Here is a 12,151-nt window from a genome sequence, read left to right as displayed (position 1 = left end):
CGCCCCGCACTCGCACCATGGCCCGCCTGCCCCGACTCACCCTTGCGGATCTGCCGCACCACATCATCCAGCTCGGCAACAACGGCGGGGACATCTTCATCGATGCCCAGGACCGGGAAACCATGCTGGGGCTGCTGCGCGAGATGGCGCGCAGCTGCGAGCTGGCCGTGCATGCCTACGTGCTGCTGCCCAGCCAGTTCCACCTGCTGGCCACGCCCCGCACCAGCGATGGCCTGCCCAAGTTCATGCAGGCCGTGGGCCGGCGCTATGTGCGCTACTTCAACGACCGACACGGCCGCAGCGGCACGCTGTGGGAAGGCCGCTATCGCGGCACGGTGCTGCAGCCCAGCTGGCTGCTGCCCACCATGGTCTTCATGGACGACAGCCCCGTGCGCGCCGGCCTGGTCCAGCGGCCGGCCGACTGGCCCTGGTCCAGCTACGCGCACAACGCCGGCCTGCGCAGCGACGCGCTGATCCAGCCGCATGCCGTGTTCTGGGAGCTGGGCAACACCCCGTTTGCGCGGGATGCAGCCTATGTGGAAGCCGTGGAAGAGGGGGTTGGCGCCGACGACGCCGAGCGCATCAGCCAGTCGGCGCTGCGGGGCTGGGCGCTGGGCGATGAGCAATTCATTGCCGATTTACAACAGCGCACCGAGCGCCGTGTGACCCGCCAACGTGCCGGTCGTCCGCCCGGACGGACCAATGAGCGCACCACAACAGTGCGTTAGTACCCACTGATAGCCTGCAAGTGCTTGATTCCTCACTGCAGGCCTTTGTGAAATAAATGTGTCCCTTATTAATTTCCGATTTTTTTGTTCTGGAATTAATTGGGATCTGACCCTTATATAAATTTATTGCATGAGGTGATGCCTTGCCTTAATCTTGCGTTCCCTGCGAAAAATTTGAGGATTCCGCCATGACGACGGCTGCCGAGATCAAGCATCTCCAAGACCACGGTCTGTACTCCAAGAGCAACGAGCACGACGCCTGCGGCCTCGGCTTTGTTGCGCATATCAAGGGCGTCAAGCGCCATGACATCGTCACCGGCGCGCTCAAGATCCTCGAAAACATCGACCATCGCGGCGCCGTGGGCGCCGACAAGCTCATGGGCGATGGCGCGGGCATTCTGATCCAGATTCCCGACCAGCTCTACCGCGAAGAAATGGCAAAGCAGGGCGTGGCCCTGCCGCCGGCGGGCGAGTACGGCGTGGGCATGATCTTCCTGCCCAAGGAGCATGCCTCGCGCCTGGCCTGCGAGCAGGAGATGGAACGCGCCATCAAGGCCGAAGGCCAGGTCCTGCTGGGCTGGCGCGATGTGCCCGTGAACCGCGACATGCCCATGTCGCCCACGGTCCAGGAAAAGGAGCCCATCCTGCGCCAGGTCTTCATCGGCCGCGGCGCCGACGTGATCGTGCAGGATGCGCTCGAGCGCAAGCTGTACGTGATCCGCAAGACGGCCAGCGCCGCCATCCAGAACCTCAAGCTCAAGCACAGCAAGGAATACTACGTTCCCAGCATGAGCAGCCGCACCGTGGTCTACAAGGGCCTGCTGCTGGCCGACCAGGTGGGCGTGTACTACAACGACCTGTCCGACGAGCGCTGCGTCTCGGCCATCGGCCTGGTGCACCAGCGCTTCTCGACCAACACCTTCCCCGAGTGGCCGCTGGCCCACCCCTACCGCTACGTGGCCCACAACGGTGAAATCAACACCGTGCGCGGCAACTACAACTGGATGCTGGCGCGCGAAGGCGTGATGGCCTCGCCCGTGCTGGCCGAGGACCTCAAGAAGCTCTATCCCATCAGCTTCGCTGGCCAGTCCGACACGGCAACGTTCGACAACTGCCTGGAACTGCTGACCATGGCCGGCTACCCCATCAGCCAGGCCGTGATGATGATGATTCCCGAGCCCTGGGAGCAGCACGAGTCCATGGACGAGCGCCGCCGCGCCTTCTATGAATACCACGCCGCCATGATGGAGCCCTGGGACGGCCCGGCCTCCATCGTGTTCACCGACGGCCGCCAGATCGGCGCCACGCTGGACCGCAACGGCCTGCGCCCCTCGCGCTACGTGATCACCGATGACGACCTGGTCATCCTGGCTTCCGAGGCCGGCGTGCTGCCCGTGCCCGACAGCTCCATCGTGCGCAAGTGGCGCCTGCAGCCCGGCAAGATGCTGCTGATCGACCTGGAGCAGGGCCGCCTGATCGAGGACGACGAGCTCAAGGCCAACATCGTCAACACCAAGCCCTACAAGCAGTGGATCGAGAACCTGCGCATCAAGCTGGGCAGCGTGGGCGGTGACACCCATGCCGGCCCCGAGGCCGCCAGCCTGCCGCTGCTCGAGCGCCAGCAGGCCTTCGGCTTCACGCAGGAAGACATCAAGTTCCTGCTGGCCCCCATGGCCAAGAACGGCGAGGAAGGCATCGGCTCCATGGGCAACGACAGCCCGCTGGCCGTGCTGTCGGACAAGAACAAGCCGCTGTACAACTACTTCCGCCAGATGTTCGCGCAGGTGACCAACCCGCCGATCGACCCCATCCGCGAAGCCATCGTGATGTCGCTGGTGTCCTTCATCGGACCCAAGCCCAACCTGCTGGACATCAACCAGGTCAACCCGCCCATGCGCCTCGAAGTGCACCAGCCCGTGCTGGACTTCGCCGACATGGCCAAGCTGCGCGACATCGAACGCCACACGCAGGGCAAGTTCAAGAGCGCAACGATCGACATCACCTACCCGCTGTCCTGGGGCAAGCAGGGCGTGGAAGCCAAGCTGGCATCGCTGTGCGCGCAGGCCGTGGACGCCATCAAGGGCGGTGCCAACATCCTGATCATCAGCGACCGCCATGTGAGCGCCACCCAGGTGGCCATCCCCGCGCTGCTGGCGCTGTCGGCCATCCATCAGCACCTGGTGCGCGAGGGCCTGCGCACCACGGCCGGCCTGGTCGTGGAAACGGGCACGGCGCGCGAAGTGCACCACTTCGCCGTGCTGGCGGGCTACGGCGCCGAGGCCGTGCATCCCTACCTGGCCATGGAAACCCTGGCCGACATGCACAAGGAGCTGGGCGGCGACCTGTCGGCCGACAAGGCCATCTACAACTACGTCAAGGCCATCGGCAAGGGCCTGTCCAAGATCATGTCCAAGATGGGCGTGTCCACCTACATGTCCTATTGCGGCGCCCAACTGTTCGAGGTGATCGGCCTGAACAGCGACACCGTGGACAAGTACTTCACCGGCACGGCCAGCCGCGTCGAGGGCATCGGTGTCTTCGAGATCGCCGAGGAAACCATCCGCAACCACCGCGCGGCCTTCGGTGACGATCCCGTGCTGGAGACCATGCTGGACGCCGGCGGCGAATACGCCTGGCGCGCCCGTGGCGAAGAGCACATGTGGTCGCCCGACGCCATCGCCAAGCTGCAGCATTCCACGCGCTCCAACAACTGGAGCACTTACAAGGAATACGCCCAGCTGATCAACGACCAGAGCAAGCGCCACATGACGCTGCGCGGCCTGTTCGAGTTCAAGTTCGACCCGGCCAAGGCCATTGCGCTGGACCAGGTCGAATCGGCCAAGGACATCGTCAAGCGCTTTGCCACGGGCGCCATGTCCCTGGGCTCGATCAGCACCGAGGCCCATGCCACGCTGGCCGTGGCCATGAACCGCATCGGCGGCAAGAGCAACACCGGCGAAGGCGGGGAAGATCCCCAGCGCTACCGCAACGAGCTCAAGGGCATCCCGATCAAGAAGGGCGAGACCCTGGGCTCCATCATCGGCGCCGACAAGGTCGAGGCCGACATCGAGCTGCAGGACGGCGACTCGCTGCGCTCCAGGATCAAGCAGGTGGCATCGGGCCGCTTCGGCGTCACGGCCGAATACCTGTCGTCCTCGGACCAGGTGCAGATCAAGATGGCCCAGGGCGCCAAGCCCGGCGAAGGCGGCCAGCTGCCCGGCGGCAAGGTGTCCGACTACATCGGCAAGCTGCGCCACTCCGTGCCCGGCGTCGGCCTGATCTCGCCCCCGCCCCACCACGACATCTACTCCATCGAGGATCTGGCCCAGCTGATCCACGACCTGAAGAACGTGGCGCCGCATGCCGATATCTCGGTCAAGCTCGTGTCCGAAGTGGGCGTGGGCACCATCGCGGCCGGCGTGGCCAAGTGCAAGAGCGACCACGTGGTGATCGCGGGGCACGACGGCGGCACGGGCGCATCGCCCTGGTCGTCCATCAAGCATGCGGGCTCGCCCTGGGAAATCGGCCTGGCCGAGACCCAGCAGACCCTGGTGCTCAACCGCCTGCGCGGCCGCATCCGCGTGCAGGCCGACGGCCAGATGAAGACCGGCCGCGACGTCGTCATCGGCGCGCTGCTGGGAGCCGACGAGTTCGGCTTCGCCACGGCGCCCCTGGTCGTCGAGGGCTGCATCATGATGCGCAAGTGCCACCTGAACACCTGCCCCGTGGGCGTGGCCACGCAGGACCCGGTGCTGCGCGCCAAGTTCTCGGGCAAGCCCGAGCATGTGGTGAACTACTTCTTCTTCATCGCCGAGGAAGTGCGCCAGATCATGGCCCAGCTGGGCGTGGCCAAGTTCGACGACCTGATCGGCCGTGCCGACCTGCTGGACACCCGCAAGGGCCTGCAGCACTGGAAGGCCCAGGGCCTGGACTTCTCGCGCCTGTTCGCCCAGCCCGAAGTGCCCGCCGACGTGGCGCGCTTCCATGTCGAAAAGCAGGACCACCTGCTGGACAAGGCGCTGGACGTGAAGCTCATCGAGCGCTGCAAGCCCGCCATCGAGAACGGCGAGCGCGTGCGCATCATGGAAGTGGCGCGCAACGTGAACCGCTCCGTGGGCGCCATGCTCTCCGGTGCCGTGACGCGCGTGCATCCCGAAGGCCTGCCGGATGACACCATCCGCATCCACTTCGAGGGAACCGGCGGCCAGTCCTTCGGCGCCTTCCTGTGCAACGGCATCACGCTGAACCTGCGCGGCGATGCCAACGACTACACGGGCAAGGGCCTGTCCGGCGGCCGCGTGGTGGTGCATGCCAGCCATGAATTCCGGGGCGACACGACGACCAACACCATCGTCGGCAACACCGTGATGTTCGGTGCCACCAGCGGCGAGGCCTTCTTCGGCGGCGTGGCCGGCGAGCGTTTCGCGGTCCGCCTGTCGGGCGCCACGGCCGTGGTCGAGGGCGTGGGCGACCACGGCTGCGAATACATGACCGGCGGCACGGTGGTGGTGCTGGGCAAGACGGGCCGCAACTTCGCGGCTGGCATGAGCGGCGGCGTGGCCTATGTGTATGACGAGGATGGCCGTTTCGCCGAGCGCTGCAACAAGGCGTCCGTCTCGCTGGACCAGGTGCTGCCCCACGACGAGCACCTGGCCCAGGTCTCGCCCGCCGTCTGGCACCGCCGCGAAACCGACGAACGCCAGCTGCGCGCACTGATCGAGGCGCACAGCCGCTGGACCGGCTCCAAGCGTGCCCGTGACCTGCTGGACAACTGGGCGGCGGCCCGCTCCAAGTTCGTCAAGGTCTTCCCCAGCGAGTACAAGCGTGCCCTGTCCGAGATGTACGAGCGCCAGGTGATGGAAGAGCCCGCCACGCCCGAGGTCGAGGAACACGCCAAGGAGGCGGTGGCCGCCAAATAAAGCAGGACTTGCGCAAACAGGATGAGACCCGGCACCGTGCCTTTTGGCAGGCCGCCCGCCAGATTCCTTCTTGCGCAGGTCGTCAAAGGAAGCGAAGGATGCGGGCAGCGGCCCGCATCCATCCCTGCACCCCACACATCAGGACAACGAATCATGGGAAAGACCACCGGCTTCATGGAATATGAACGCCTCGAGGAGGGCTACGCGCCCGTCGTCGAGCGCGTGAAGCACTACAAGGAATTCGTCATCGGCCTCGATGACAGCCAGGCCAAGATCCAGGGCGCGCGCTGCATGGACTGCGGCACGCCGTTCTGCAACAGCGGCTGCCCGGTCAACAACATCATTCCGGACTTCAACGACCTGGTCTTCCACGGCGGCTGGAAGAGCGCCAGCGCCGTGCTGCACAGCACCAACAACTTCCCCGAGTTCACGGGCCGCATCTGCCCCGCGCCCTGCGAGGCCGCCTGCACCCTGAACATCAACGACGACGCCGTGGGCATCAAGTCCATCGAGCACGCCATCATCGACCGTGCCTGGGCCGAAGGCTGGGTCAAGCCGCTGCCCAGCAGCCGCAAGACCGGCAAGAAGGTGGCCGTAGTCGGCGCAGGCCCCGCAGGCCTGGCCGCATCGCAGCAACTGGCGCGCGCCGGCCACGATGTCACGCTGTTCGAGAAGAACGACCGCGTGGGCGGCCTGCTGCGCTACGGCATTCCCGACTTCAAGATGGAGAAGTCGCACATCGACCGCCGCGTCGAGCAGCTCGTGGCCGAAGGCGTCAAGATCCGTACCGGCGTGCTGGTGGCGGGCAAGGACGGCCTGGGCGAAGACTCCAAGGTCACCAACTGGGCCAAGGAAACCGTCAGCCCCGAGCAGCTCATGGCCGAGTTCGACGCCGTGCTGCTGACAGGCGGTGCCGAGCAGTCGCGCGACCTGCCCGTGCCGGGGCGCGAACTCAAGGGCATCCATTTCGCCATGGAGTTCCTGCCGCAGCAAAACAAGGTCAACGCCGGCGACAAGCTCAAGGGCCAGCTGCGGGCCGATGGCAAGCATGTCATCGTCATCGGTGGCGGCGACACCGGCTCCGACTGCGTGGGCACCAGCAACCGTCACGGCGCCGTCAGCGTGACCCAGTTCGAGCTGATGCCCATGCCGCCCGAGCAGGAGAACAAGCCCCTGGTCTGGCCCTACTGGCCGATCAAGCTGCGCACCAGCTCCAGCCACGAGGAAGGCTGCGAGCGCGAGTTCGCCATCGCCACCAAGGAGTTCATCGGCGAGAAGGGCCAGGTCACGGCCGTCAAGACCGTGCGCATCGAAATGAAGGACGGCAAGATGGTCGAGGTGCCCGGCAGCGAGCAGGTGCTCAAGGCTGATCTGGTGCTGCTGGCCATGGGCTTCGTCAGCCCCGTGCAGGCCGTGCTCGACGCCTTTGGCGTGGACAAGGACACCCGCGGCAACGCCAAGGCCACCACCGACTTCACAGGCGGCTACGCCACCAGCGTGCCCAAGCTCTTCGCCGCCGGCGACGTGCGCCGCGGCCAGTCCCTGGTGGTCTGGGCCATCCGCGAAGGCCGCCAGGCCGCTCGCTCCATCGACGAATTCCTCATGGGCACGTCCGACCTGCCGCGTTGAGGTAGGCTCCCCCTGAGTCGCTTCGCGCCTTCCCCCTCTCTACTCGCTGCGCGAGGGAGGGGGACGACAGCCTTGCTGCGGGGCGGCCCTTGCTCGCTGTCCCTGGGTTTGAAGTGCGCCAGTTTCGAATGCTCCGGACTGATATGAGAGAGTACGGTGGCTAAAGAAAAAGCCCTTGGTGATGAACCAAGGGCTTTTTGCTTTTCGTGCTGCGGGGACTATTGCGCGGGCTTGTCGTCTGCGGGCTTGTCCACTGCGGTGCCGGGCTCGGCTGCTTCTTCCGGCGCCTTGGAGACGCGGCTGAACCAGCCTGCGCCCAGGATGCCGATCTCGTAAAGAATGCACATGGGCACGGCCAGGGCCAGCTGGGAGATCACGTCGGGCGGCGTGACCACGGCGGCGATGATGAAGGCCACCACGATGAAATAGCCGCGGAAGGACTTGAGCTTGGCGATGTCCACCAGGCCGAAGCGCACCAGCAGCATGACCACGATGGGCACCTGGAAGGCCAGGCCAAAGGCCAGGTACAGCGACAGGATGGCCTCCACATAGGAGGCGATGTCCGGCGTGGCCGCCACGCTGTCCGGGGTGAAGCCCTGGATGAAGGCAAACATCTTGTCGAGCACGAAGAACTGCACGAAGGCGATGCCGATATAGGCCAGCAGGCTGCCGAAGATGATCAGCGGCAGCGCGAAGCGCTTTTCATGGCTGTACAGGCCGGGCGCCACGAAGGCCCACATCTGGTACATGATCCAGGGCAGCACGGCCAGCACGCCCACCATCATCAGCACCTTGAGCGGCACGAAGAAGGGCGTGAACACGCCCACCGCGATGAGCTTGGCATCGGGCGGCATGTGGGCCTTGATCGGATGGGCGATGAAGTCGATCAGCCCGTTGGGGCCGGGCCACACGGCCAGCACGGCGATCGCCAGACCGATGCCGTAGATGCAATAGAGCAGGCGGTCGCGCAGCTCCATCAGGTGCTGGACGAAAGGCTGCTCGGTGCCTGCCAGCTCGTCGTCTTTAGGTGGAATGTCGGACATGGTGCGAAACCGCGGCGGGCCGCAAGGGCATCCACGGACCTGGGGTGAAAAGCAGAAAGCCCGACGGATCGGGCAGGATTCGGCAATGGCGGGTGCCCGGGTGGCAGAGGCTGGGCTGGTTGCCTCGTGGCCCGCGGCGCGCCGGCATCTTCAGCGGGACTTCTGGGGGCGAAAGCGCGCCACGCGCGCCGCGCCCGACTGCGCCTTGGTGCGCACTCCGGCGCGGGCCTTGTACCACTGGGGCACGGCGGCACGCTTGAGACGCCAGTTCTTGCCCGGGTGGCGGTAGGCCGGCGCCACGGCGCTGTACGTATCGCTGTCGGAGCCGTAGGAAGAGGAGTCGTACGAGGAAGACGTGCCGTTGAGCGCTGCCGTGGACTCGTTCCAGTCCTTCTCGAAGTTGGCGGCCGAAGTGTGGATGGATTGCTCGACGTCTCGCGCCGCGCCCTCCACGGTGTCCTTCATCTTGCGCAACTCGTCGAGTTCCATCGAACGGTTGACCTCGGCCTTCACATCGGAGACATAGCGCTGGGCCTTGCCCAGCAGGGTGCCGACGGTACGCGCCACGCGCGGCAGCTTCTCGGGACCGATGACCACGAGGGCCACGGCACCGATGAGCGCCATCTTGGAAAGGCCAATATCAAACATGGAAGCTTGGCGTGCGGGCCATCAGCTCTTTTGCTTGGCTTCGACGTCGATGGTGGTCTTGTCGGCAGCCGTCTGGCCGGCGACCTGGCCGGGAGCGGCTGCGGGAGTGTCGGTGGAGGTCGAACCGTCCTTCACGCCGTCCTTGAAGCCCTTGACGGCGCCGCCGAGGTCGGAACCGATGTTCTTCAGCTTCTTGGTGCCGAACACCAGAACCACGATGGCCAGGACGATCAGCCAATGCCAGATGGAAAACGAGCCCATGAGAATCTCTCCTAAGAATTGCAGGTCATTTTAGACGCCGGGCCATGGCGGCAGTTCGCAAGGCCCCACAAAAGCCGTTTGGCCGACGCAAGAAACAGGGGTGCCTCAAGCAAGAGACGGGCCACCTTGTGCCGGGCGTCAGCCGTCTGCCGCAGGCAGCATGGCCGCTGCGGCGTTTTCAGCCCTTGAGTTTCAGCCCTTGAGCCAGGGGCGGGGGCCGCCCATGACGTGGATATGCAGGTGGTGGACTTCCTGGCCGCCTTCGGTGCCGGTGTTGACCACCAGGCGAAAGCCGCCGTCGGGATACGGGTTGCAGCCTTGCTCGGCAGCCAGCCGGGGCGCCAGCGCCATCAGGCGGCCCAGCAGCGGGGCGTCCTCGGCCTGGACCTGGGCCATGGAGGGGATGTGCTTCTTGGGCACCATCAGGAAGTGGATGGGCGCGCCGGGATGGATGTCGTGGAAGGCGAAGACGTCTTCGTCCTCATAGACCTTGCGGGAAGGGATCTCGCCTTTGATGATGCGGCAAAACAGGCAGTTCGGGTCGTGGTCGTGCATGGCGCTACAGGAATCCTGGGAGGCTGGCGGTAGGTTGGAAATCAGGCCGGATTGTCGTTGATGCGCAGCGTCTGGCGCACGCCGATGTCGCTGCGGTGCTGCTGGAGCCACTGCTGGCCCTGCTCGCGTCCGAGCTCGAACAGCTCGCGCACGAAGCGCATGTCGGAGCGCGTCTTGGTCGAGGCGCCATAGCCCTTGAGCACGGAGCCGCCGTCCACGCGGTGCAGCAGCACCTTTTTGTAGCGTGCCGGGTCCAGCTTGCCCTGCTCGAGCAGGCGCTTGACGAACTCGATGGCGCGCAGCTCGGCCAGCAGGCCGGCGTTGAAGGTGACCTCGTTCATGCGGTCCATGATGTCGGCCGCCGTGTTGGGCAGATCGGTGTGCTCGATGGGGTTGATCTGCACCAGCAGGATGTCGCTGGACGCCGTGCCGTAGATCAGCGGGTACAGCGCCGGGTTGCCCGAAAAGCCGCCATCCCAGTAGGGCTCGCCATCGATTTCCACGGCCTTGAACAGCTGGGGCAGGCAGGCCGAGGCCATGACCGCGTCGGCACTGAGTTTTCTGCCCGAAAAGATGCTTCCCCGGCCTGTGCGCACATTGGTGGCGCAGACAAAGACCTTGGGCACCACGCCTTCCACGGGCGGATGCGTCAGCGCCTCGAAATCCACGACCCGTTCGAGCAGCTTGCGCAGCGGGTTGATGTCCAGCGGGTTGGTCTGGTAGGGCGAGAAGAACTGGTTGAGCACGCCCATGAAGGGGCTGCCCGGCAGGGGCGCGCCCCACATCAGGCTGCCCATGGTGCCCACGCCTTCCCACAGTTCGGTCAGCGTGGCGCGGGCCAGCTCGGCTCCCAGCGCCTGGGCGGCCGCCGGATCGCTTTCCTGGCGTGCAGCCTTGGCAAAGCCCTGGGCCAGTGCCACTGCATTCATGGCACCGGCGCTGGTGCCGCTGATGCCGTCGAAGACAAAGCTGCCGTCTTCCAGCAGCGCATCGAGCACGCCCCAGGTCAGGGCGCCGTGCGAGCCCCCGCCCTGCAGGGCGAGGTTGATCTTGCAGGTCGGGGTCGGAGTCATGGCGGTGTGCCCGGGACCTTCAGCGGTCCACGGCCTGGTTGCGGTTCATGGCGACCATGCCGCGCACGATGCGGTAGAGGAACCAGATGGAGATGACGGTCCAGGCGATCCAGCCGGGCACGAAGAACAGCAGCCACAGCGGCGCCGTGACCAGGTACAGGATGCCGGCCCAGATCACGCTGCGGATGCGCCACGAGAAGTGGTTGGCCATCCAACTGCCTTCGGCGTCGCCGCGCTTGACCAGATCGATGATCAGGGCGATCACCAGCAGCGCAATGCTGGGCTGTGCGCCCGGCACGACGGCGGCCACGGCCACCACCAGGTGCAGCAGGTAGCTGACCCAGCCCCAGGCCTTGAGGCCTTCGATGCGGGACTGGTCCAGGGCACGGACTTCGATGTAATCGTCATTCATGGCAGCGGTCCTTTCTCGTTCACATCACGTTCCTGGGCCTTGCGCAGCGCCTTTTCCTCGATGCCGCTGGTGCCTTCGCGGCGTTCCAGTTCGGCAACGACCTGGGCGGGCGTCAGGCCATAGTGGGCCAGGGCGATCATGCTATGGAACCACAGATCGGCCACTTCGTAGAGGATTTTGCCGGCGTCTCCGCCATGGTCTGCGTCCTTGGCGGCCATGACCACTTCGGTGGCCTCTTCGCCGATCTTCTTCAGAAAGGCATCCGGGCCCTTGTGCAGCAGGCGGGCGACGTAGCTCTTGTCGGGGTCGCCGCCGTTGGCGGGCTTGCGGCTTTCGATGACGGCGGCCAGGCGCGCCAGGGCGTCCAGCGAGGAAGTGCTTGCGGTGTCGTTCATGGTCGTGGAATTCATTTGTAGATCGATTCGGGGTCTTTCAAGACCGGATCGACGGCCTGCCACTGGCCGTTCTGCAGCACGCTGTAAAAACAGCTGTGGCGCCCCGTGTGGCAGGCAATGCCGGGCTCGTGGCCGGTCTGGGTGATCTTGAGCAGGACCACGTCGTTGTCGCAGTCGATGCGCACCTCGTGCACGGTCTGCACGTGGCCCGATTCCTCGCCCTTGAACCACAGCTTGTTGCGCGAGCGGCTGAAGTAGACGGCGCGGCCGAGCTCGGCCGTCTTGGCCAGGGCCTCGCGGTTCATCCAGGCGAACATCATCACGTCGCCCGTGTCCTTTTCCTGCGCGATCACGGGCACCAGGCCCTGCGCATCCCATTTGACTTGATCTAGCCAGTTCATTGCCTGCATTGTGAATATCCTGGGTGGGCATCCCTGTGACAGGATTGTCAGGAATTGCCTGGATTGAAAATACACCCCCTGAGTCGC

At 65.4% G+C, this 12,151-nt stretch carries 11 protein-coding genes; 3 read left to right on the top strand and 8 right to left on the bottom strand.

Going from position 1 to position 12,151, the window contains the following annotated elements; genetic code table 11:
• Window positions 1-17 precede the first annotated feature (17 nt).
• From A4F85_RS26305 to A4F85_RS26295, 3 genes are all read left to right on the top strand, one after another.
• Window positions 18-728, top strand: a complete 711-nt coding sequence (locus A4F85_RS26305) for a transposase (protein ID WP_043822249.1) — start codon at window positions 18-20, stop codon at window positions 726-728.
• A gap of 188 nt (window positions 729-916) precedes the next feature.
• Window positions 917-5,647, top strand: coding sequence for a glutamate synthase-related protein (locus A4F85_RS26300; protein ID WP_013800777.1), 4,731 nt, complete (start codon window positions 917-919; stop codon window positions 5,645-5,647).
• 153 nt (window positions 5,648-5,800) lie between these two features.
• A complete protein-coding gene (locus A4F85_RS26295; RefSeq protein ID WP_063328262.1) occupies window positions 5,801-7,276 on the top strand; it encodes a glutamate synthase subunit beta in 1,476 nt (491 codons plus the stop codon).
• 218 nt (window positions 7,277-7,494) lie between these two features.
• Here the strand turns inward: A4F85_RS26295 and tatC are convergent, their stop codons facing one another.
• The 8 genes from tatC to hisI all read right to left on the bottom strand — a co-directional run bounded on the left by tatC (window position 7,495) and on the right by hisI (window position 12,073).
• A complete protein-coding gene (tatC, locus tag A4F85_RS26290) occupies window positions 7,495-8,319 on the bottom strand; it encodes a twin-arginine translocase subunit TatC (RefSeq protein WP_063328261.1) in 825 nt (274 codons plus the stop codon).
• A 150-nt stretch (window positions 8,320-8,469) separates the two neighbouring features.
• Window positions 8,470-8,967, bottom strand: a complete 498-nt coding sequence (gene tatB / locus A4F85_RS26285) for a Sec-independent protein translocase protein TatB (RefSeq protein WP_016450990.1) — start codon at window positions 8,965-8,967, stop codon at window positions 8,470-8,472.
• A 21-nt stretch (window positions 8,968-8,988) separates the two neighbouring features.
• Window positions 8,989-9,228 carry a Sec-independent protein translocase subunit TatA gene (gene tatA / locus A4F85_RS26280; RefSeq protein ID WP_013800780.1) on the bottom strand — a complete coding sequence of 80 codons (240 nt, stop codon included), beginning with the start codon at window positions 9,226-9,228 and terminating at the stop codon, window positions 8,989-8,991.
• 192 nt (window positions 9,229-9,420) lie between these two features.
• Complete coding sequence (locus A4F85_RS26275) at window positions 9,421-9,783, bottom strand: histidine triad nucleotide-binding protein (RefSeq protein WP_063328260.1); 363 nt, start codon at window positions 9,781-9,783, stop codon at window positions 9,421-9,423.
• Between the two features lie 41 nt (window positions 9,784-9,824).
• Entirely contained in the window at window positions 9,825-10,856 is a 1,032-nt protein-coding gene (locus A4F85_RS26270) for a patatin-like phospholipase family protein (RefSeq protein WP_063328259.1), read from the bottom strand.
• A gap of 19 nt (window positions 10,857-10,875) precedes the next feature.
• The gene (locus A4F85_RS26265; RefSeq protein WP_013800783.1) at window positions 10,876-11,268 is read right to left on the bottom strand and encodes a DUF4870 family protein; all 393 of its coding nucleotides are present in this window, start codon (window positions 11,266-11,268) and stop codon (window positions 10,876-10,878) included.
• Window positions 11,265-11,678 (bottom strand): phosphoribosyl-ATP diphosphatase, encoded by a 414-nt coding sequence (locus A4F85_RS26260; protein WP_016450992.1) that lies wholly within the window; start codon window positions 11,676-11,678, stop codon window positions 11,265-11,267. The genes A4F85_RS26265 and A4F85_RS26260 overlap by 4 nt, the downstream gene beginning before the upstream one ends.
• Entirely contained in the window at window positions 11,675-12,073 is a 399-nt protein-coding gene (hisI, locus tag A4F85_RS26255) for a phosphoribosyl-AMP cyclohydrolase (RefSeq protein ID WP_013800785.1), read from the bottom strand. The genes A4F85_RS26260 and hisI overlap by 4 nt, the downstream gene beginning before the upstream one ends.
• Window positions 12,074-12,151 lie beyond the last annotated feature (78 nt).

Origin of the sequence: Delftia sp. GW456-R20, assembly GCF_001622915.1 — a bacterium.
Taxonomy (GTDB): domain Bacteria; phylum Pseudomonadota; class Gammaproteobacteria; order Burkholderiales; family Burkholderiaceae_C; genus Comamonas; species Comamonas acidovorans.
This window is presented reverse-complemented; position numbering and strand designations above follow the sequence as displayed.

Bases quoted from the DNA above. Each gene is read 5' to 3' on its own strand.
- tatA (WP_013800780.1), bottom strand. From the start codon at position 9,228: ATGGGCTCGTTTTCCATCTGGCATTGGCTGATCGTCCTGGCCATCGTG.
- A4F85_RS26265 (WP_013800783.1), bottom strand. From the start codon at position 11,268: ATGAATGACGATTACATCGAAGTCCGTGCCCTGGACCAGTCCCGCATC.
- A4F85_RS26300 (WP_013800777.1), top strand. From the start codon at position 917: ATGACGACGGCTGCCGAGATCAAGCATCTCCAAGACCACGGTCTGTAC.
- A4F85_RS26260 (WP_016450992.1), bottom strand. From the start codon at position 11,678: ATGAATTCCACGACCATGAACGACACCGCAAGCACTTCCTCGCTGGAC.
- A4F85_RS26270 (WP_063328259.1), bottom strand. From the start codon at position 10,856: ATGACTCCGACCCCGACCTGCAAGATCAACCTCGCCCTGCAGGGCGGG.
- A4F85_RS26295 (WP_063328262.1), top strand. From the start codon at position 5,801: ATGGGAAAGACCACCGGCTTCATGGAATATGAACGCCTCGAGGAGGGC.
- A4F85_RS26305 (WP_043822249.1), top strand. From the start codon at position 18: ATGGCCCGCCTGCCCCGACTCACCCTTGCGGATCTGCCGCACCACATC.
- A4F85_RS26275 (WP_063328260.1), bottom strand. From the start codon at position 9,783: ATGCACGACCACGACCCGAACTGCCTGTTTTGCCGCATCATCAAAGGC.
- tatB (WP_016450990.1), bottom strand. From the start codon at position 8,967: ATGTTTGATATTGGCCTTTCCAAGATGGCGCTCATCGGTGCCGTGGCC.
- tatC (WP_063328261.1), bottom strand. From the start codon at position 8,319: ATGTCCGACATTCCACCTAAAGACGACGAGCTGGCAGGCACCGAGCAG.
- hisI (WP_013800785.1), bottom strand. From the start codon at position 12,073: ATGCAGGCAATGAACTGGCTAGATCAAGTCAAATGGGATGCGCAGGGC.